Genomic DNA, 21,487 nt, shown 5'->3' with positions numbered 1-21,487 from the left:
ATATTTACCTTGCAAAGTATTTGTGGCCACATTATATATATGTATGCCGTGCGAAAAATGTTATGACACTTTTTCTTATCCTTTTTCTTTCATACTTTGCAAGTTGTCTCATCATGATGAAATTCACCATCTATTTCTACTTGAATGGTGACATGTTCTACATGAAATTTCTCCTTTAATACATACGTAGCCTCTTTTAATACACTTTGCGTTTCATTCCCTTTAATAATAAGATGACATGTTAATACTTGAAAATCTGATGTGACAGACCATATGTGCAAATCATGAACTTCTTTGACAATCGGAATATTTAATAACGTACTTTTTACCTCTTTAATATTTATGTGCTGTGGTGCACCTTCCATTAATATATGAACCGTATCACGTGTTACACGCCATCCACTAATAATGACTAAAATAGACACAAGAATACTAGCAATCGCATCTGCAGCCGTCCATCCGAAAAATTTAATAAGTAACGCAGCAATAATCGCTCCGACGGAACCCAATAGATCGCCTAGTACGTGTAAGAAAGCACTTCTTAAATTCAAATTACCTTTCACATCTCCGCCTCTCATTAATATCCAAGCTGATAAAATATTAATAAGCAGACCAAGGACTGCAATAATGAGCATCCCATTACTAGCAATCTCAACTGGTTCTTTAAAACGACGGATTGCTTCAATAAAAATGTATACCGAAATGACAATAAGAACGACACCGTTACATAATGCTGCTAACATTTCGACTCGCTTATATCCATATGTTTTCACAGTTGTTGCTGTTTTTTCTCCGAGCTTAAACGCAAGTAAACTTAAAGCTAAAGATACTGCATCACTTAGCATATGCCCCGCGTCAGATAATAGTGCTAAGCTATTTGTTACAAATCCACCAATAACTTCTGCAATCATAAAACTTGTTGTTAGTAGGAAGGCAATTAGTAACGCCTTTTTATTTTTTGAATGACCATGATCATGCGAATGTCCCATACTTATACTCCTTTAAGTACAATATCTGTATGTTAGTATGAAACAAACTCCCCATCTTTATCCCGAATTGACTGATTGTAAACGCCCGCTTCCTCTGTATACACACTTCGCTATTTTTTAGACAATCCCTTTTTCTCAAATAAAAACAAGACTACTTCTTTTTTATTTTCATACTGTTTACTAATGAAAGAATTTTTAAGGAGGTTACTTAAATGAAACGTTTATTTCTCTGTATGGAACGTGAACTTGTTGTAGTGAAAGAACAATATGATAACTATGAAACGACTTACCACTTACAAAATATGCAACCTACCTGTATCGCTGTTGATCCGTTCCACCCAAACCGTGTATATTGCGGAACATTTGGACGAGGTCTATGGTTAAGTGACGATAGCGGGGATTCATGGAGACCAATTGGAGATTCTTATCGTTACTTTGATTTCCCTAAAGAAGATGGTATTTTGCACTCCTCTATCACTTCCATAACAATAAGCTCAAATGAACAAGTTAACGGATATGGGGTCGTTTATGTTGGCACAGAACCGAGCGCTTTATTTCGCTCTGAAAATGGTGGTGAAACGTGGACTGAACTTAAAAATATGAAATCATTATTATCTTCTTATACGTGGGCTTTCCCGCCTAGACCTTTTACCCATCACGTACGCTGGATTACAGTTGATCCAAACAACCCTAATACAATACACGTTTCAATCGAAGCTGGTGCTGTTATTCAAAGTAATGATAAAGGGCATACATGGATTGATAAAAAATTCGGTGCTCCTATCGATGCTCATCAATTACTTATGCACCCTGAAGCACCAAATCGTCTTTATGCATCATGTGGTGACGGATTTATGGGCGGACCTGATCGTGCCTATCTTGAAAGTTATAACAATGGAAACAGCTGGATCTCATGCAGTGAAGGACTTGAACATCATTATTTATACAGCATGGCAATTGATCCAGCTGATTGTAATACGATTCTAGTTTCTGCCGCGCCAAGTGCTGATCTCGCTCATCACCGTATCCCTTATGAATCTTATATTTATCGAAAAACGAAAGATACTCCTTTCCAGCAAGTACAACAAGGACTACCATCTGCAATCGGTACAGTCATTTCGATGTTTGCTACAAACAAGGCAGAACCACATACGTTTTACACGTTAAATAACAACGGCGTGTTTCAATCCAATGATAGCGGCGAATCGTGGGAACATCTAAACATTCCGTGGAAAGATGAGTATAAAACGCAGCATCCACATGCACTACTCGTCACTAGTTCTTAACGAAAAAAAGACTGCCTAAATGATTTTAGGCAGTCTCTCTTTCATTTCTTTAAATCAATGACAATATCATCTAACACAATATCTTTACTCTTCGCTTCTTTTTTCGGCACTTCAATTTTCTTCTCGATTCCATTAATAAATTCCACTCCACCAAAGTTTTCTGGTGTATGAACTCTTAAATTAACATGAGGTGTAATAATAAGTTTCGTTGCATTTTCGTTCATTTTTTGGAATGTAGCACTCCAACTACTTTTATGCGGCTCTGCTACTGTACTACTTCCACCATTGCCTTGACCTGCATATCGATTTCCTAAATCATCTTTTATTTCTAATTCCACATCAGCGCTATCCCATATACTTCTTAACGCCTTAGATTCTTCTTGATTATAAAAAACGATAAAGGACATCGAGGTTACTTCCATTTTGTCTATATTTACTTTTATTAATTTATTTTCAGAACTTCCTTTAAGTTTCACTTCTTTACTGTCCATCGCATTTAAAGAAAGCGCAAAATTCCAGTTCCCTTTAATTGATTGTGTTCCATCTACTGTTTCTATCTTATCTATCTCCCACTTGACATTTGCAGCATCCATTTTTATACCATCAACATCAGTTGCTGTACTCATACCTACGTATTTCTTGTCATCCACTTTTGTAATTTTAGAACTACCAGTCGTACCATTAAATCCGGCAATTTGTAAAAATTCTATTACATTTGGATTTTCTCCTAAATCCTTATCACTTTCAATAGAATATGTTATCGTTACAGTTCTTCCATTAAAAACGGCATCATTGAGTGTAACCTTAATCCCATTACTCTCTCTCGTCATATTCAATTCAGTCGAAAACTCTTTATAATTTTCATATACCCCCGTTCTACCATTATCTAAAAATCGGAATATATCACCTACAATTGGCAACCCTCCAGCATATGTAGGAAAACCGATACCAAGAGTTGCAACTGATAATCCTACTAAAATAGATGCAGCAGCGACACCTTTTTTCCAATTTTTCATCTTTTTCTTCGTACGTATCGATTGTTTTACATTTCGTTTTACTTTTTCCTTTTCAATTTCAGAAGCCTCAATTTCTTCTAGTTCTTTTTCGTCTATATCAATATCATTTAATAGTTCATAAATGTCTTTCATATTGCACTACCTCCAAAACTAATATTCGTAGCATTTTGTTGTAGTTTCTTTTTCCCCCGGTACACTCGATTATCAATTGCTGCCCGAGTTAATCCTAACTTGTCACCTATTTCCTCTGTCTTCATACCAAGTAAATATTTCATAATGAACACCTTTTGATCTAGCGGTTCTAATTGATTAATGAGCTTCAATAATTCTTCCCTATCTTCCATAACGATTAATTCGTCTTCTGCTGATTTTTCTGTACTGATATGAAACTCATCTGAAATGATTTCTACTGTTTTAGTCGATTTCCGGTAATAATCAATTGCTTTAAACTTCGCAATCGCTGCAATCCACTTTTTAAAATCACTTGGCTCTCCATGAAATTTATTTGCGTTATTCCAAATGGAAAGAAATATATCGTTTATACATTCCTCTATGAGTCCATCATTTTGAATTGGAAGTAGAACTTTATGCGTGATCCCCTTTATGAGCGGTAAGTATGTATCGACAACAAATTCTAACGCGTCTTCTTTTTGCCGCTGTAATCTTTTTATAAAATTTTTCTCATTTGATTTCATGTAGCGATTCCCCTTATTATTTTGTAAAAGCTTTTACACCTTATATAACGTCTGAGAAAATTTTTTCTCTCATCTTTTTTATTTTTGTATGTAATGGAATACTTTTCCTTAGCCATTGTCTCACATAACTATGCGTTCAAAGAAAATTTTCTCAAGTCTACAATTTGATTCATGTAGTACACTATTTATATAGTCATTCTTTAACTTAGTGTATATTTTATTTCGTTAATCTACTATTTTAAATTAGGAGATGAGATATGTATGTGTGGAATTACAGGTTGGGTGGATTGGAAAGAAGACCTTTCAAATCAACATGTTATTTTAAAAAAGATGGCAAATAGTATTCAGCATCGTGGTCCGGATGCTGAAGGATTTTGGTTTTCACCTCGCGCAGCTTTTGCACACCGCCGATTAATCGTAATAGATCCTAAAGGAGGAACGCAGCCAAAAACATTTCGTGCTGGTGATTATACTTATGCTCTTACTTATAATGGAGAAATTTATAATTTCCGTGAACTTAGAGAGCAGCTTCAAAAATGTGGGCATGCATTTGAAACCCATTCAGATACAGAAGTATTACTACATGCTTATTTAGAATGGAAAGAAGACTGCGTACGACATTTAAACGGAATTTTCGCTTTTGCCTTATGGGATGATCAGAAGCAACAATTGTTTTTAGCACGAGATCATTTAGGTGTAAAACCACTCTTTTTTACAGAAAGAAATGGCAGTATTATTTTCGGCTCTGAAATTAAAGCATTATTAGCGCATCCATCTGTCCCTGCTGAAATTGATGCGGATGGAATAAATGAAATATTTGGATTAGGCTTATTTCGCACTCCAGGATGTGGCGTCTTTAAACATATTCAAGAAGTACGTGCTGGACATTCTATAACATTTACACGTCATAAAAAAGTAGTTACTAAGTATTGGAATTTAGAAAGTAAGTTCCATACAGACTCTATAGAAGATACATCTTCGCATATTTTATCTATTTTACAAGATACAGTAAAAAGACAATTAATTGCCGATGTTCCTCTCGTTTGTATGTTATCAGGCGGATTAGACTCTAGCGGTATTACTGCACTTGCGGGTAAAGAATTTGCTGCTGAAAATAAAACACTTCATACGTATTCTGTTGACTTTGTAAATAGCGCAAAAGATTTCGAACTGACATTTGCTCGCACTGGTTTAGATGCACCTTGGGTAAAACGCGTTTCTGAACATGTCGGGACAGCGCATCATGATATTATTGTGAATGCTGAAGAATTAGCAAATCAATTATTCGTTCCCCTTCATGCAAAAGATTTACCGAGTGCTGGTGAAATGGAAACTTCACTATATTTACTATTTTGCGAAATGAAAAAAGATGCGACCGTAGCTTTATCCGGCGAATCGGCTGATGAAGTATTCGGTGGATATCCTTGGTTTCATCAAGAAGAACTACTATATGTAGATAAGTTTCCTTGGCTAACAAATTGGAAAAATACATCTCCTCTTCTACTAAATGAAGTAAATAACCAATGTAATCTAGAAGACTATATTGATACACGATTCCAAGAAGCGATACTTGAAGTACCTACTCTTGAAGGCGAAAGTAAAAAATCCGCGAAACAACGTCAAATGTTTTATTTATTTTTAACAAGATTCCTTCCTTTCTTACTTGACCGTAAAGATCGCATGAGTATGGCTGTTGGATTTGAAGTTCGTGTACCGTTTTGCGATTATAGATTAGTTGAATATTTATGGAATGTTCCTTTCAACATAAAAAGTATTGATAATATTGAAAAAGGCATTTTACGTAGAGCACTACAACCAGCTTTACCTGACGATGTACGCAATAGAAGAAAAAGCGCTTATCCAACTTCACAAGATCCACTCTACTTACAAACAATCCGTAATTTAACACTTGATATGTGTAACAATAAAAACAATCCTATTTTCTCACTTATTAACCATTCCATCTTACTTTCAATTGCTGATCAAAGTAATAAAGAGATTAACAATTTTGAGGCAAGAAGTGCCATGGAGTATATGCTACAAGTAAATGAATGGTTGAAAACATATCACATCCATATCGCTTAACAAAAAGGAGTTCAAGGATAAAAACCTTGAACTCCTTTTATATTAATTAGCACATTGTTTATTATCAGTATCAATAGACCATCCAATAATCGTGGCACAGTCTCTACCTTTCCACTGCAGTACATTTGTTAATACTGGCTCAATCTGCAAGCTATTTCCGTCATGTAATATTTCTACTAAAGATTGATCATCATCAAACCTTCGTTTATCACACTCTAAAATACCGTCCGTTGCCATTACAATGTGATTCATTCCTTTTTCTAATCCTCTTACACCTGACGTAAAGCAAGGTGTATTTGCTGCAAAAATATTTTTCCTGCCAATATATTCGTAATTTTTCCGTTTATTTAATCGTCCTTTTCCATTTTTCGTTTTCTCAGAATGGAATAAATATGCAAAACAATCACCAACTGATAACCAATATAAAAATTCGCCTTTTCGTAAACAAATTAAGCAAGCGAGTTCCTCATCATCTTGATCACACTTTTTAATAAATAACTCATCTGTAAATAACGCTAATAAGTACATATGTGTATGATGAAAAGCTAAATGTATTGGATATGAGAATAAATCTTTTAGTTTTTCTTTTCTTTCCGAAATCGCTTCTATTATATAATCTATATTTTTTGTTTTGTGATGTGTATCAAAAATCATAACAAATTCAAATTGTAATTCAGGATCCCACCAAGCCAGCACCGCATCTCCTCGTTCATATGCATCACTCTCTTGATTTCCCCCATATACGCCGACTGAAAGAGGACCACATTTTTCAACATGTATTTCATCTACATACATCTGTTCATGACTAATCCATTTGAATGTATTCACAGCTATCATCCTCTCTCTTGCTAAATGTATACCTTTACACATAGATTACCTTATATTTCAATAAAAATAAACTTTTTCAACATTTTTTATCCAAATAAAAGGATTTTATTTCTAAAACAACGAATATATCTTACTATACGATATAAAAAAGGGGATTTATTATTATGAACAACATTAATCAACATTGGGAGAGCATTTATTATCACTTACGATACGAATACGAGGACAACCTTTCCCACCAAGCAATTCGTATTTTACAAATCGTTTCTCGTGAGAAAGATATAACAATTGGAAAAGTCGCTACTGAGCTTAGTCTTTCTCATAACACAGCGTCTGAACATATAAAACGCCTTATTCAAAAGGGTTTCATCGTTAAAGAGAGAAATAAAAAAGATGAAAGAGTGGTAAACCTTACTTTAACAATTGAAGGAATTGAAGGATTAGAAAAACATACTTTACTAGATAAAGAAAAGATAAAAATATTAGAATCACAGTTATCAAAAGAAGAACAACAATTAATTGAAAAAGCATTTTCGTTATTAGCGAAGGAGGCAAAATATGCATTTCCTCGTTAAAGTACTCGTTTCGGCACTTATTATTGGCATTATCACTGAAGTCGCTAAACATTACAGTACGATAGGTGGCTTTATTGCTGCCCTTCCTCTCGTGAGTTTACTTAGTCTATTTTGGATTTCATTCGAAGGCGGAAATAAACAAGAATTGAGTCAATTTGCTTTAGGGGTATTATATGGATTCCCCGCATCAGCACTACTATTATTTATCGTCTATATTGGTTTAAAAAATTCATTTACACTTAGTACATCTGTCCTACTTGGTATAGGTGTTTGGTGTATCGTTTTTGCTTGTCAAAAATTATTTCAAGCTTAGGAGGAATTAACATTCATAAATTTGTAGAAATAATGGGGCAAAATATAGAAGTACATATAAAAGGAATTGGTAAACAAACTGTAGTCATTCAAACCGGAATGACTTGCTCATTTTATGATTGGTTTCCTATTATAGAAAAGCTTTCAGAGCACTTTACAGTCGTTTCATACCATCGCCCAGGTTACGGAAAAAGTGATTTAGGCAATCAGCCGCGTACAATAAGGCAAGTTACAAAAGAGCTACATATGTTACTAAACAAACTAGCTATTCAAGAGCCATTTATTCTAATCGGTCATTCCTATGGAGGATTATGTGCACAACATTTTGCGATGTTACATGAAGATAAGCTGCAAGCACTTATTTTAGTTGATTCTACTTCGATGAACTTACACCGTTTAGATGAACTTCATTTACCAATTTCTGATCAAACTGATTCTGATGATGTTTGGTTTCAAAAATATAATATATATTCCAAAATGGATGTAGACACACTTTATAATGAACTAAAACCTATGCTCACCGATCAATCAAAACAGCAAATTGAATTCTCTACCTCGCCTTCATTATATAAAGCGACAGCTTCTGAACTATCGGAGTGGAAAAACTGTGCTCTCTCACTAAAAGAGCTATGTAAAACATTAGAAATACCATTAATCGTTATCGGTAGAGATCCTCAATATTCTATTACTCAATTGACTAATGGCGGCATGCCTAAAGAGGAAGCAACACAACTTGAAGCAATGTGGCAAGAACTAATTCACGAACAATTACACCTCTCAACTAACAACCAATATATTCTTGCCGAACATGCGAGTTACGGTATAGAAAATGATCGACCAGATATTATTATTGAGGCGATTCATTTCTTACAAATAAAAAAAGGAAGCAACTAAAGCTGCTTCCTTACTTATCTATTCATAATCTTCTTCATCATCGATTTCTTCGTAATATGAACTTCCATTACTTACATATATAGGGCCATTCGCAACATCAATACGTAGTACCCACGCCCATGGCACAGCTAAACGTTTATGTATCGCTCGCCAAAAGCTCATTGATTTTCTTTCGTACTCCTGGAACTCCTGAAGTAACTCTTTGTAGGAGGAACCGTCTAACTGAATATTTGCTTCTAACAAACGAGAATGGGCATAGTACTGTAACTCTAGTTCAGCAGCAATTTCCATTTCTTCTTCCGTTGCCATACCAATAATTGTTCCATCTTCTGGTGCAATTTCATATACGTTTTGAACTTCAATAAGCCCTTCTTTCTCTTTCTCAAACATGTAAACAGCCTCCTTTAACATATATTTTTTATGTTACAAAGTCATACTTCTACAATAACTTCTCTCTTTCCTCTTTTTTTGATAAACTTTTACAAAATATTTAACCGATGACCTGTTTTCTCTATTCTTTCAGCAGAAATGAAACGATTTTTATCAAAATTTAATTTATACACATCAGGCATATGAAGTGTTTTCCAAAACTCTAAATCATATTTCGAATTAAAATAATTCATGAGTAATACCATAATATTTCCATGCGTACCTATTACAATATTCTTACCTTCATATTGTTTTAATATATTTTGCATACATATTACAGCGCGCCTTTGTGCGACATCATTCGATTCTCCGCCTTCGTATGCAAAACTCCAATCTTCCCACACATTCTGCATAGCATCATTAAAATTTGATACCGGCTCTGTGCTCAATAATCTTTCACGCAAATCTTCTTCTGTTTGTATTGATAATTTATATGTATTCGCAATTCCTTGTACAGTTTGGATTGCTCTTTTATACGGGCTAGAAATCACAACATCAATATGTTTATCTTTTAATAAGCGTGTTACATTCTCTGCATCTAAGTACCCTTTTTCAGATAAAGGTCGCTCCCGTTCTTCTTTTGTATAGGTAGAATGGGCATGGCGAACGAAATAGATTGTTGTCATTTTTCAACCTTCTTTCTTATTTTCAATTTATATTCAATAACAAGATTAGAAAATCCTGTATTAAAAAAGAGCACTTTGCATAAGCGCTCTTTTGTTTACATAATAAAATTATTTCATTATAATTTATTTCTGAATTCCTCACTTATGGCAATATCTCGAATAAAGTAATCCATATTACTTAGAAGTTTTTCAAATGCTTTTTCACTCAAATTGTTCATCATAAAGACAATCTCAATCTTATTCCCTTTTTTATCAGTACCATAGAAACTATTTGTTAATACAAATGCCGTAGAACCACCTTTCTGTCCAGCAAATTCGAACATACCCTCTCCTACGGTTCCTTTAAATATATTCTCAATCTCACCTTGCATTTGTGGTGTAAAATAATTTCTGCTATTTATCTTTTCCAGTAAACTCATGTAATCCTTCGCATTTGCACCTATAAACCGATCTGACCAAATACGTTGAAAGTCCATATCGGCTTTTAACGATATCTCGCGTTTTGTCCATTCTTTCTCGTCTTTCATCCATTCATGTATTTGCCATACATGCTTAACATATTCATCATTAGACATATTACGTAGCTTGTCCAATGCTTTATTTTGAGGAATATGCAGTTCTTTTTCAACATAGCCCCTCATATATAATGCCCCTGTATACGTTGGATAAAATTCATCGTGACTATTTAAGCCTAACTCTTTCAAACTTTCATTTATCCGCGCTGCTCCAAGCTTGTCCAATAAATATGATGTATTCGCATTCGAACTATAATGGATCATTCCTTTCACTACTTCTTCTAAAGAAGTTTGACCACCCTTCACTAACTCTTTAACTTTTACATCATCTAGCCATGCAGGGTGTGCACCACCATCAGTATTTTTCACATAGTATTTTTCTAATTCTTTCAATGAAATTTGCTCGTCTTTTCTTATTTTCCCTTCAGCTACTTGCTTAGCATATTCAATTGCTATAACGATTTTCGACATACTTGCTAGCGGTAGTTTTTCTTTTTCATTTATTGATGTCAATGTTTCACCATTTCTTTTAACAATTAAAGAAGTTGTTTTATCATCCTTATGTTCTTTTATGTAATTTAGCACATAATTAGAGTCTTCTTTGGAATTGACATATTCCTTCACTGAAAAGAAAGCTATACAGCCTACTATAGTAATTCCAGCTATAATTCCAACAACTTTTAATCCCCTCATGATACTCCCCCTAAAATAAACATATTATATATTATACTAAATAAATTTCCCTTTTTAAGTAATAATTAGATTATTTATACAAAAAACACTTCTTTTCTTAAACAACAAAAAAACATGCTTTCATGATGAGAGCATGTTTTGTGATATTCTTCACATTGTTTAGTTGAAAAATTTTACTTACCATGATGTAACATTAAATCACTAAGTTCTTCTTCAATGTGATTTAATTTCGCAACGCCTTCTTTCCATTTATGAATATAACGTGAGACCCCAACGAAAAACAAAACAATAATTGTGGAAAGAATAATACCATATACGATTGCTACAGTACTCATAGTTACACTTCCTTATAATTAGTAATGTGGTTATTAGTTATATTTTTATTATAAACCTTTTTTTTTAAAAATACTTCAATTTCAACTTTTTGTAACAAAATTGATTTTTCTAACATTTCGTTCGTAAAAATGGCATATTTTTCACAAATTATACAAAACTTCACCATATGTACTATTACCATATGAGTTATATTATTAAATAGAATAAAGGGGATGATATACTATGACGACTTGGTTTATTGTGATGTTAGTTGTATTTGGAGCATTTAAAATTATCGTTTCTAGCCTTCCTAACACTGTTATTGAATCCATTATTAGCAAGTACGAAACACATCCACAACTTGACGAAGAGAATGTGACTATTACAATTCACAGAAATAACGTAGAAGGCGAAAAGAAATCAAAAATTATTCATGATTTTAACGAAGGTTTATTTTTAGATCGCTATTATGCACCACCCCATAATGAAGGCACTCCTTTAATTATCAATGCAAAACGTGGTAAAAAAGATTTCACATTTTATATTTACAGTCATGAAGAGCATGTTGATGTTGTAAAACAATATAAAAAGAAGGTAGTTGCTTATAGTTTACGCTCTAAAAATCTTCAAAACAGTGATATGTTCGTATCAGCTGATTTGTATAGTGATAATAAAGTTATTGAATTTTGACTAAAAAAGATAAGAGCCTTACTACATTCTATATGCAGCAAGGCTCTTTAAAGTTGTTTCAAATTATATCCATCTGCTTATGTAATGCTTAAAAAATGAATAATAAAGTTGTTTACTTCTTATTAAACTAACGCCCCCGTTAGTTTAAGTGTAACTCTTCACAATTATTTGATATTATATAGATAAATAGAAATATAAATCAGAATTTAGTTTATAGTTATAAAAATAAGTTATTTATATCCTTATAATTCTTCAGAAAGGAGAGTGTATGAAAAAGACTATTGTTTTTGTATTAACGATATTTATATTATTCTCAGGATTCGCAACACAAAGTTATGCGTTGTCAGATTCGAAATCTGTGGCAATACAAGCATTGCTAGATGATGCCTGTCGTACGTCAGGTGTGCCTGGAATGTCACTCTCAATACTTGCTGATGGTGAAGTGTTCTACTTTTCTTCTGGGTATGCAGATCTTGAAAAGGGACTGTCTGCAAGTGAAAATACACTCTATGAGTTGGCCTCGGTGAGTAAAGCTTTTACTGGTATGGGGATTTTGCTATTGGAAGAGCAAGGGCTGCTATCAATGACTGACCCTATCCAAAAATATTTACCTTGGTTTACGTTAAAGTATCAAGGTAAACCTGTTGATATGCAAAACCTTACACTAAATAACTTTCTTCACCATACCAGCGGCCTAACAAATATTAGACATCTTCAAAATATTCCACAAGGTAATACGCCTGATATGTTGCAAAAGACCGTGGAAACGCTGGTAGATGCAGAATTGGCGTTCTCTCCCGGTGAACAATATAACTATGGAACCGTTAATTATGACGTATTGGGTTTGGTTATTGAGATTGTATCACGACAAAGCTATGAAGACTTTATGAAGGAGCAGGTATTTATACCCTTAGGTCTTCACCAGACGTATGTTTATAAAGAAGATGCTCAAGCCACTGGACAGTTAGCACAGGGCTACCGTTCTTCCTTTTTTATAACAACTCCATTTAACGCTCCGGATTATGCTGGGAATAAACCTGCCGGCTATATCATTTCTAATACAAAAGATATGGCGCGTTGGATGGGCATACAGATGGGTATTGTGCAGGACATACCCGAAATATTTCACAGGGCTATCGAAAAATCACATAGGGGTGATATGTCTGTTTCGGCTGTCAATGATATGTATTATGCGGCAGGTTGGTCGGTAAACGCCGAACAAACGTTTATAGAACACACTGGGGGTAATCCAAATTTTAGTACCAAAGTAGCCATACTGCCAAATGAAAGAACAGCCATCTGCTTACTGAGCAACGGCGCAAATACCAATATAAACCTGGTACTAAAAGTTAAAAATATATTAAACGGCAATCTAACTCAGTCATATGAGATAAGCGGCACACAGCTTTTGGACATCATTTTGTCGTCTACCACAATTATTCTTTGCCTATTAGCCGTTCTGTTATTTTTCTTAGGATTAAGAAAAAGGAAAACGAATGAGCAGCAGCCAATGACAAAAAAGAGAACAATCGTAACAATTATTTTCCTAATCGCTACGATTGCCCAGTGTATAATGTTTTTTGCCCTCGATTGGTCAACGATACTTATTTGGCAAACATATAGTGTTCTTACAGCTTTAATTTCGTCAACATTATTAACAGCAAGCATTACTTGGTTTGTATATACTCACCGATTAGATGCCTCGGTCCGAAAATAAGTATAATGTTAAGTAAATAAATCCTAATTTATCGATATTTTTAATTTAAAAAACAGAAGACACCTCGGTGTCTTCTTTAATGTCATCGACACTTCTCCTAGTTAAACCCACTTGCTATTTCTTCCACTAACCTGCCTCGTTAGTAGAAGAAGGATTTTTAAACAACTATATTATTTTTTAAATGACTTTATTGTAAATTAAACAACTTTATTATCTCTGTACATGATTTAGCTTAATACTCATATATAAAAAGGAATCCACGAAATATGGATTCCTTTTTTCTCATTTACTGAAAAATAAGCTCTGTCTTTAAACTATCTTTCGGTAACAACCAGTCTTTTTTCTCTAAACTCCCCATTAATAATTCCCTTTGTTTTGTCGCAATACTTTCTTCATTTGTTTTAAATGACACTTCTATTACGAAGTCATCTTCTAATTTTCCGGTATTACTTAATGGCCAAATTTCAATATTTGCTTTTATGTTTTCAAACTCTCCTGTATATCGTTTCATTAATACAGGACCATAAATACGGGAATTCTTTAACATCTCTTCTCCCCAATTTGTATACAACCATTTGTTCATTTTCCCTGGTACTTTTTCTATTAACATGTTTTGAGCAGCTTGTTCATTTGGTAAATCAAGTACCCCATATCCTTTAGCACTGTAGCTTTTCTTATTTGAAATGCTTAATGTTTTCTTCTCAAATCCCCAATCTATTTCCGCCTCATAACTATCCGTATTACTATCGAATCCTTCTTTTTTAGCTACTTCTAGTGCATCTTGAATTACACCATTTTGAATAGGATATCTTTTTTTATATGTTAGTTCAAAATCTTTACTAAATTCTTTCTTTCGAATTCTAGCAAACCAACCTTCATCACTTAAACTTTTATTCGCAGTATCTAAAAATTGCACTTGTATTCTTTCATATTTTGTACCAGCCTGGAAATTTTCTAGCACCTCTTGCTTCATCTCTTTGTTATCACCTAATACTTGTTCTGGCTTTAATAATAACTTTACTTCAAAACTAGGTTTCATTGGACTAGCAGTAACCCCTTCCTTAACGTTATAAAGGAAACAACAAAAGAAAATGCTTACGAATACAAATACTTTTTTCATATACCTATCCCCTTTACATTTTAACTGACTTCTATACGTTCCATTGCAAGTGAATATACATTTTCATATCCTGCTGTACTTAGCTTTTGTTGTAATCGATCTGTATCCTCTTTCAAAGCGTGTACTAGCACCGTATGTTCTGGTAATAATGTATTTAACATCTCTTTAACGTCTCTTATACTTTGGTGAACTTTATACGGAACTCGCTTCACCCTACATGTACTCCTTACAGGTTCTTTCATAACTCTTTCTGCAAAACTCCCTTTCGCAATGTGCCCAGTAAAAATAACGGCATTCCGCTTTTCATTCCGAAGCTGTTCATAGTATAACTGTGCTCGTCTCGTTTGCATATTCGCATCACTCATTACAACTATTCCGTAACTATTTTGCAGACTAATGTCATTATCCATCACTATTATGTTTCTTTTTAGACTCTTCATAACCCATTTAAGTTCTTTATTATTTTTTATCCAATCTTTATATGCGAACATCTCTTCAAATCCAGCCAAGATTTCTTTATCTACTATAAGAGGAAATTCTTTATATCGTTCATATAAATACAATACTATATCTTGCGCCCTACCAAGTTGTGGCAGCGGTAATAATGCTATTCCTTTATTTTGCATAACTCGTTCAATTTCTGCACATAGTTCGTTTACACGTTCATTTTGCGAAACATCATCTGTGTGATAAGCGGCATCCACAATTGCGACTTTTATATTGTGGCCCAATTTCTCAGGTAAATTAGCTCGTAGTATATTAGACTCTGCTGAATAGTCGCCTGAATAAAATACGTATGTATTATACATATCAACTAAAAACCAAACAGCTCCCAATACATGCCCACTATATCCCCATTGAAACCGCAATGTAGGAGTAATTTGTACCCATTCATTTGGATTGCTAATCTCATCAATACATACATAATTTAAATCTTTTATGTGTTGGTCGCTATAAGGTAAATCCCACCCTTGCATCACATTATAGTTTCTCCATTTTTCATAATATAACGGCAGTTGCTCCTTCGTATAACGAGTCGTCCAAATTTTTTTCTTATAGCCATACTTCGCTAATAAAGGTAAACCCATCGTATGATCTTCATGAATATGTGATAAAAATACCGCATCTAGAAATGGAACAGCTTCTCTCTCTATTTTTGGATAACTATCCTCATAAGATCGATTAATACCACAATCAAATACTATTTTCGTCTCTTTATTTTTTACAAAATAGCAGGAGCGACCGTACTCTCCAGCTCCTCCCCATACTTCTACTCTCATCATGCTACCCCTTTTCGTTTTTGCTCCATATGTTGCAGCAGTAATAAGCACATTGTTGTAAGTCCAACAGAAACAACGGCCATCGCCATGCCTATAGATACTTCACCCTGTTCAAATTGAGCAAAAATAAACGTTGCTGACGTTTCTACTGATGGAGGTAATACGAGAAGCGATGCTACTAACTCTCTTATCGAAATTGTAAATGTCATCGCCCATCCAGCAAGAATGCCTGGGATAATAAGAGGCATTATTATTTTTCTAAAAATATAAATATAATTTCCAGAAAAAACACTTCCTGCCTGCATGAGAGAATCATCAATTTGTCCGAGTGATGATTTTACATATTGCACCGTGTAAGGTAAAAACAGAACAACATACGTTACGATAACCATGATTGGTGTATTGTAAATTGACATAGGCATATATGGTGAATTCCAAAATAGAATAAGACCTACAACCATAACGATTCCTGGTACCATATTCGGTAACATACCGCACATATCAAGCCATTTTTCAGAGGTTTTTTTCCCCTTTCGAATCATAAGTGCCAAAAAGACTCCAATCATTACCGCGATAATCGCTGTTACGAGTGAAAAAAGAAAACTATTCCATAAAGCCTCTAATCCCGGAGATCCTATTGTAAACAATGCCTCATAATGGCTTGTTGTAAAGTTATTTACATGTAAACCGCCGCCTCTTAATTTTGACAAAGAAGCAATAAGTATAGAAAAGTATGGAATTCCAATTGATACTATTAATAAACCAATTACATACATCCATGCTACAACGCGCGTAAATATAGACAAAGTATATCTTTTAGATTTCACACCTTTTCCACTAACCATTGCATATGAATACTTTCGATTCAATACATTTTGCATATACCAAATAAGCATACAAGCACTAAGTAATAAAGAAGATAATGCTGTTGCACTACTAAAATCAATTGGCCAACTCGAAATAAATTTATGGATTTCTGATGTTAACACGTGGAATCCTATTCTACGTCCGAATGTAGCCGGTGTTCCAAATTCAGCAATCGTCTTTACGAAAATGAGTAAAGCACCCATTACATAACTTGATACTAATAACGGCAATATTATTTTTCTTAAACGATAGAAAAAACTTCCGCCATGAACTGCTGCAGCTTCTTCTTTACTACTCCCAATCTGAAGTAACGTGTTTTTCAGCATGAAATAAAGGAATGGGAATAAATGCAGACTCATAATTAAGACCATACCTCCTAAACTAAAAAACGATGATGAAACTGTCTTTAGCATCGGAAAAAATTGTTCAAAATAGCCGTTAGGTTGCATGAACAAAATCCAGCCCATTGATCCAATATACGGCGGTGTCATAAATGGAATCATAAAAACAATATCTAACTTACTATACTTTCCTACATCTGTTTTGCTCATAATAAATGCCAATGGAAATGCAAATATTGTAGCTCCTATTACAACGAGTACACCTAGAAGCAGCGAATTCAGAAAAATCCCAGCTAATCCACCACTCTGCATCACTTCAAAAGGCTTTAAAAAGTTCCAACTGCTATTTTCATATATACTAGAAAACAAAATAAGAAAAAGGGGTATGACGATTAACATCGCCACAAGCAATAACGCTACCGTCATTCCAACTTGTCTTACTGATACGAATCGATTTACCATGGAATCACCATCTTATTGAAATACTTTCTTAAATTGTTTTCCTATTTCATCTTGCTCTTTCTCAACTGTTTTCCAATCAATATTTAATACTGGAATCTCTTCTACATTTGGTCTATTTTCAGCTTTTATATCTGTTCTACCAGGCAATAAATACGCTTTAGAAACTTGTTTTTGTACATCATCGGATAATAAATAATCAATAAACTCTTTTGCGCCTTCTACATTTTTACTATCCTTCATAATCCCCGCTGCGCGTGGACTAATAACTGTTCCGCTTTTTGGATATACGATATCAACAGGTTCACCCTTTGCTTTTGCGCTGTACGTCATATAATCAACACCCGCAATTACCATATCTTTCGCACCTGTTACAACTGGGTCTAACGCTTCCTGATTTGCTCCTGCTACTGTAACTTCATTTTTCTTAAGTTGTTCAAATAAATTCCATCCATCTTTTCCATTCTTTTTCACATATCCAGTTACAAAGTCTAAAGCTGAACCTGAAAGTGCTGGATCTGGAAGATTCACTTTTCCTTTCCATTCCCCTTTCGTTATATCGCTCCAATCTTCAGGCGCTGTCTTCACATTTTTTGTATTGTACACAATCCCTAATGCTGAAGCACTATACCCGAAATAATGTCCTTTATCATCTGACCATTCAGAACGCAGCTTATCAGCTTGTTTCGCTTCTTTATAAGCTAACGTTTGACCCTCTTTCTTTAATCCTTCCATCGCTGGTAATGATGCAAGTACGACTACATCAACGACTGGATTTTTCTTTTCAGCTTCCATTCTCGCTAAAATTTTACCAGTTGTCCCTTGAAACATTTCCACCTTTATACCAGTTTTCTTTTCAAAGTCTTTTTGAATTTTTTCTGCTAACCCTTTTGGCCCTGCACTATATACAACAATTTTCTTTTCAGTCGTATTTTTACTTTTTGCATCTGCATTGCCTGTCTTTGAACTACACCCTGTTACTACAGCCGAAAATAATAAAGTACATACAAATAAAGACTTAAGCGAACTGAATTTCTTCATATGATTCTCCCCCTATATGATGAATACATTTTTTTGGCACATATAACGATACTGGTTTACCGATGCTTAATTTACTATTGTGATAAGCTGTCCATATTCCGAGTGCCCCCATGTTTACTTTTATTTCATACCGTTCTCCTACATATGTAACGTGCTTAATTTCACCTGTATACATTTCGCACACTTCATTTTTCGTCCAGCTCACATGCTCTGGACGAACCATTTTTTTACCCTCTACAAGCCAATTCGCCTTACCAACAAATTTGGCAACAAATTCATGAGACGGTTTCACATAAATATCTTCCGGTGTTCCTTTTTGTAATACTTCTCCTTGTTTCATGACAATAATTTGGTCTGACATTGACATTGCTTCTGTTTGGTCGTGAGTGACATACAGTGCAGTTAAATCAATGGAATGAACGATATCCATAAGCTCTATTCTCATTTCTTCTCGCAAAATTGCATCGAGTGCACTTAGCGGTTCATCAAACAAAATAAAATGAGGTTTTGTTACAATTGCTCTAGCGAATGCGACACGTTGTTGCTGTCCACCAGAAAGTTCGTGTGGATACCTTTTCTCCATACCTTGCAGGCGAACTCGCTTTATCGCATCTTCTACTTTTTCTCGCAATTGATTCGTTTGCTTTGTAGCTCTTAAACCAAATGCAACATTTTCAAAAACAGTCATGTGCGGCCATAAAGCAAAATCTTGAAATACCATACCGATATTCCGTTCATGAGGAGATGTCTTTATCTTTTTTGCAGCAGAATACATGCACTGGTCTCCAAAATATATTTCTCCCTTATCCGGTTCTTCAAGCCCTGCTATCATTCTAAGTAAAGTCGTTTTCCCACATCCCGAAGGTCCTAAAAGTGTAGTGAATTCCCCTTGTTTCATTACAATCTGCAACGGCTTTAACGCCTGTATTTTTCCAAATGTCTTTTCTAATCCACTAATTGTAATATCCATTGCTTCACCTCTCTCCCCTCATTCTTAACCTGCTTTCATTCTATATGGAAGATTTATACTGAATGTTAATGTACTGTAAAGATTAAATTAAAAAACTTCTAATAAACTATTTATTTCTATAGATTTTTTCTATAGTTAAAATAAAAAAGGCGGCAATTCATAATGAATCTCTTAAAATTAGAAATTATAGTACTTATTAAGAAATACAAAAAGCTTACAATCGTTGCAGAAAAACTTGGCGTTAAACAACCAACTATTACATTTCATATAAAAAGCTTAGAAGAAGAACTCGGTGTATCTCTATTCGAATTACGTTCTGGAAGGTATTTCTTAACAGAGGCTGGTGAGGCTTTGCACCATTATGCTTGTAAAATAGATGCACTTATGAAAGAAGCTAGACGTGTCACGCAAGAGTTTAAAGATTTTCATAAAGGTGCTATAACAATCGGCGCTAGTTATGTACCAGCGACTTATCTTTTGCCAGAAGTCGTTCATCAATTTCAATGTGAATTTCCCAATATAAAAATAACGCTACTAGTGAAAACAGCCCCTGAAATTCGAATGATGCTACAAAATCACGAAATCGATCTTGGGATAATTTCCGCTGCTCCATTTGATGAACCACTTTTAAAACAAACGAATATAATGCCCGATACACTTGTTCTTGCCTTTTCCAAAGAACATTATTTTTCAAAGAAAGACAATGTATCGTTACAAAATATCGAAAAGGAACGCATACTATTGCATCGTAATCCATCTACAACGAGAGATTTACTTACACAATGGACGTTGGCGCACAACATTACATTCCAATCTGAAATTGAATTAGACTCATTAGAAACGATGAAACAAATTTTAAAATATGGTAATGGAATTGCCTTTATTTCTAAACTTGCTATCGAGCAAGAAATACAACGAAATGAGCTATGCTATATACCAATCCCTGAATTTGAATTTCAGCGTAACATTTATACGATTCATCATGAGGACAGATGGAATTCTAAAATCATTTCTTTTTTACTACAGAGCATCACTTCATTTGCAACAAAAAATTAAAAGGCTGTCATTATGCACGACAGCCTTTCAAACTATAAATCTATTTATTTTTCTTTGCCTCAATTTTTGCTTGCGCCTCTTCAGCCTTATCTAATGCTTCTGATACTTTCTTCTCTTTTTCTTTCACTTCATCCATACTATCGACAGCTTTAATAATTTTATCGATTCCTTCTTCTTCTACCTTTCTACGCTTTGCCACTCTTTCATTTACTTTCTCTTCCACATCTTTTGCTTTTTGAAGCATATTCTCTGCATTTGATGTTACAGCTTTTTCAAGTTCATCATCTTTTTTCTTTTGTAACACTTCATTTGCAATGTCTTTCGCTTCTAAATACTTACCGTCTTTTAATGCTGTTGCTCCGTGATCCATTCTCTCAGCAACTTCTTTATATGATTTCGCTTCATTTCCTGCTTTCTCTTTTTCTGCTTTTTCGAACCACATTGTTGCATCACTATACTTTTCATCTTTCAATGATTGCATACCTGTTTCAATATATGTGTCATAATTGCTACATCCAGCCATTACGACTAATAGAAAAAGCATAACAAAACTTAATTTTTTCATGCTGTTGTCTCCTTTTCTTTGCAAGCTCACTTTACTTTAACATACATGAAAAAGAGTTTCAAAAACTAAAATACTAATTTAGTCATTTTTATAATGATAAGTCAAATTTTTATTATTTTCTTA

Annotated in this window: 22 protein-coding genes; 8 read left to right on the top strand and 14 right to left on the bottom strand. The window is 34.2% G+C overall.

Translation table 11 applies throughout. The annotated features are described in order from the left end of the window. Window positions 1-89: 89 nt before the first annotated feature. A complete protein-coding gene (locus tag AC1Q8M_RS04840) occupies window positions 90-989 on the bottom strand; it encodes a cation diffusion facilitator family transporter (protein ID WP_098360916.1) in 900 nt (299 codons plus the stop codon). A gap of 212 nt (window positions 990-1,201) precedes the next feature. Between AC1Q8M_RS04840 and AC1Q8M_RS04835 the strand changes: the two genes are divergently transcribed. After that, window positions 1,202-2,275 carry a WD40/YVTN/BNR-like repeat-containing protein gene (locus AC1Q8M_RS04835; RefSeq protein WP_016513044.1) on the top strand — a complete coding sequence of 358 codons (1,074 nt, stop codon included), beginning with the start codon at window positions 1,202-1,204 and terminating at the stop codon, window positions 2,273-2,275. Window positions 2,276-2,316: 41 nt separating this feature from the next. Here AC1Q8M_RS04835 and AC1Q8M_RS04830 read toward each other — a convergent pair whose 3' ends face one another. Together AC1Q8M_RS04830 and AC1Q8M_RS04825 are read right to left on the bottom strand one after the other, a co-directional pair. Further along, entirely contained in the window at window positions 2,317-3,423 is a 1,107-nt protein-coding gene (locus AC1Q8M_RS04830; protein ID WP_098855588.1) for a DUF4179 domain-containing protein, read from the bottom strand. Continuing rightward, complete coding sequence (locus AC1Q8M_RS04825; RefSeq protein WP_000840007.1) at window positions 3,420-3,986, bottom strand: sigma-70 family RNA polymerase sigma factor; 567 nt, start codon at window positions 3,984-3,986, stop codon at window positions 3,420-3,422. Before AC1Q8M_RS04825 ends, AC1Q8M_RS04830 begins: the two co-directional genes overlap by 4 nt. A 261-nt stretch (window positions 3,987-4,247) precedes the next feature. Between AC1Q8M_RS04825 and asnB the strand changes: the two genes are divergently transcribed. Beyond that, window positions 4,248-6,071: an asparagine synthase (glutamine-hydrolyzing) gene (gene asnB / locus AC1Q8M_RS04820; protein ID WP_098360914.1), complete on the top strand. Its 1,824-nt coding sequence runs from the start codon at window positions 4,248-4,250 to the stop codon at window positions 6,069-6,071. A 42-nt stretch (window positions 6,072-6,113) separates the two neighbouring features. Here asnB and AC1Q8M_RS04815 read toward each other — a convergent pair whose 3' ends face one another. Next, the gene (locus AC1Q8M_RS04815) at window positions 6,114-6,941 is read right to left on the bottom strand and encodes a PP2C family serine/threonine-protein phosphatase (RefSeq protein ID WP_002093930.1); all 828 of its coding nucleotides are present in this window, start codon (window positions 6,939-6,941) and stop codon (window positions 6,114-6,116) included. 122 nt (window positions 6,942-7,063) lie between these two features. Between AC1Q8M_RS04815 and AC1Q8M_RS04810 the strand changes: the two genes are divergently transcribed. Genes AC1Q8M_RS04810 through AC1Q8M_RS04800 form a run of 3 tightly spaced genes read left to right on the top strand, consistent with a single transcriptional unit; the run spans window position 7,064 to window position 8,680 of the window. After that, complete coding sequence (locus tag AC1Q8M_RS04810) at window positions 7,064-7,474, top strand: MarR family winged helix-turn-helix transcriptional regulator (RefSeq protein ID WP_001059782.1); 411 nt, start codon at window positions 7,064-7,066, stop codon at window positions 7,472-7,474. Then, window positions 7,458-7,787 (top strand): DUF3147 family protein, encoded by a 330-nt coding sequence (locus AC1Q8M_RS04805; RefSeq protein WP_098855589.1) that lies wholly within the window; start codon window positions 7,458-7,460, stop codon window positions 7,785-7,787. Before AC1Q8M_RS04810 ends, AC1Q8M_RS04805 begins: the two co-directional genes overlap by 17 nt. Then, window positions 7,748-8,680 carry an alpha/beta fold hydrolase gene (locus AC1Q8M_RS04800; RefSeq protein WP_141549513.1) on the top strand — a complete coding sequence of 311 codons (933 nt, stop codon included), beginning with the start codon at window positions 7,748-7,750 and terminating at the stop codon, window positions 8,678-8,680. Before AC1Q8M_RS04805 ends, AC1Q8M_RS04800 begins: the two co-directional genes overlap by 40 nt. 18 nt (window positions 8,681-8,698) lie before the next feature. Here the strand turns inward: AC1Q8M_RS04800 and AC1Q8M_RS04795 are convergent, their stop codons facing one another. The 4 genes from AC1Q8M_RS04795 to AC1Q8M_RS04780 all read right to left on the bottom strand — a co-directional run bounded on the left by AC1Q8M_RS04795 (window position 8,699) and on the right by AC1Q8M_RS04780 (window position 11,278). Further along, a complete protein-coding gene (locus AC1Q8M_RS04795; protein ID WP_000461779.1) occupies window positions 8,699-9,070 on the bottom strand; it encodes a hypothetical protein in 372 nt (123 codons plus the stop codon). An 89-nt stretch (window positions 9,071-9,159) separates the two neighbouring features. Further along, complete coding sequence (locus tag AC1Q8M_RS04790) at window positions 9,160-9,735, bottom strand: histidine phosphatase family protein (RefSeq protein WP_098250977.1); 576 nt, start codon at window positions 9,733-9,735, stop codon at window positions 9,160-9,162. 116 nt (window positions 9,736-9,851) lie between these two features. Continuing rightward, window positions 9,852-10,943 (bottom strand): serine hydrolase, encoded by a 1,092-nt coding sequence (locus tag AC1Q8M_RS04785; protein ID WP_001214676.1) that lies wholly within the window; start codon window positions 10,941-10,943, stop codon window positions 9,852-9,854. Between the two features lie 173 nt (window positions 10,944-11,116). Next, window positions 11,117-11,278: a hypothetical protein gene (locus tag AC1Q8M_RS04780; RefSeq protein ID WP_000108701.1), complete on the bottom strand. Its 162-nt coding sequence runs from the start codon at window positions 11,276-11,278 to the stop codon at window positions 11,117-11,119. 223 nt (window positions 11,279-11,501) lie between these two features. Between AC1Q8M_RS04780 and AC1Q8M_RS04775 the strand changes: the two genes are divergently transcribed. Both AC1Q8M_RS04775 and AC1Q8M_RS04770 read left to right on the top strand, forming a co-directional pair. Then, window positions 11,502-11,948: a YfmQ family protein gene (locus AC1Q8M_RS04775; protein WP_098855590.1), complete on the top strand. Its 447-nt coding sequence runs from the start codon at window positions 11,502-11,504 to the stop codon at window positions 11,946-11,948. Between the two features lie 268 nt (window positions 11,949-12,216). Beyond that, window positions 12,217-13,665, top strand: a complete 1,449-nt coding sequence (locus tag AC1Q8M_RS04770; RefSeq protein WP_061666830.1) for a serine hydrolase domain-containing protein — start codon at window positions 12,217-12,219, stop codon at window positions 13,663-13,665. 286 nt (window positions 13,666-13,951) lie between these two features. On the opposite strand, the gene AC1Q8M_RS04765 is transcribed toward AC1Q8M_RS04770, so the two are convergent. From AC1Q8M_RS04765 to AC1Q8M_RS04745, 5 genes are read right to left on the bottom strand one after another with little or no spacing between them, the layout of a single operon-like run. Beyond that, complete coding sequence (locus AC1Q8M_RS04765) at window positions 13,952-14,785, bottom strand: hypothetical protein (RefSeq protein ID WP_098365965.1); 834 nt, start codon at window positions 14,783-14,785, stop codon at window positions 13,952-13,954. 20 nt (window positions 14,786-14,805) lie between these two features. After that, on the bottom strand, window positions 14,806-16,068 hold the full coding sequence (locus tag AC1Q8M_RS04760) for an MBL fold metallo-hydrolase (RefSeq protein WP_033657460.1): 1,263 nt from the start codon (window positions 16,066-16,068) through the stop codon (window positions 14,806-14,808). Then, entirely contained in the window at window positions 16,065-17,735 is a 1,671-nt protein-coding gene (locus tag AC1Q8M_RS04755) for an ABC transporter permease (RefSeq protein ID WP_000248146.1), read from the bottom strand. Before AC1Q8M_RS04755 ends, AC1Q8M_RS04760 begins: the two co-directional genes overlap by 4 nt. Window positions 17,736-17,747: 12 nt before the next feature. Then, entirely contained in the window at window positions 17,748-18,773 is a 1,026-nt protein-coding gene (locus AC1Q8M_RS04750) for an ABC transporter substrate-binding protein (protein WP_000714686.1), read from the bottom strand. Then, window positions 18,751-19,743: an ABC transporter ATP-binding protein gene (locus AC1Q8M_RS04745; protein ID WP_000355536.1), complete on the bottom strand. Its 993-nt coding sequence runs from the start codon at window positions 19,741-19,743 to the stop codon at window positions 18,751-18,753. The genes AC1Q8M_RS04750 and AC1Q8M_RS04745 overlap by 23 nt, the downstream gene beginning before the upstream one ends. Before the next feature lie 162 nt (window positions 19,744-19,905). On the opposite strand from AC1Q8M_RS04745, the gene AC1Q8M_RS04740 reads away from it, so the two are divergent. Then, window positions 19,906-20,799, top strand: coding sequence for a LysR family transcriptional regulator (locus AC1Q8M_RS04740; RefSeq protein WP_001050585.1), 894 nt, complete (start codon window positions 19,906-19,908; stop codon window positions 20,797-20,799). A gap of 40 nt (window positions 20,800-20,839) precedes the next feature. Here AC1Q8M_RS04740 and AC1Q8M_RS04735 read toward each other — a convergent pair whose 3' ends face one another. Next, window positions 20,840-21,364, bottom strand: coding sequence for a COG3014 family protein (locus AC1Q8M_RS04735; RefSeq protein WP_097924285.1), 525 nt, complete (start codon window positions 21,362-21,364; stop codon window positions 20,840-20,842). Between the last annotated feature and the right edge of the window lie 123 nt (window positions 21,365-21,487).

This window comes from Bacillus sp. GW823-FHT06A10, from assembly GCF_058795375.1.
The sequence above is the reverse complement of the archived record's forward strand: the minus strand, read 5'-3'. Positions and strand labels throughout refer to the sequence as shown.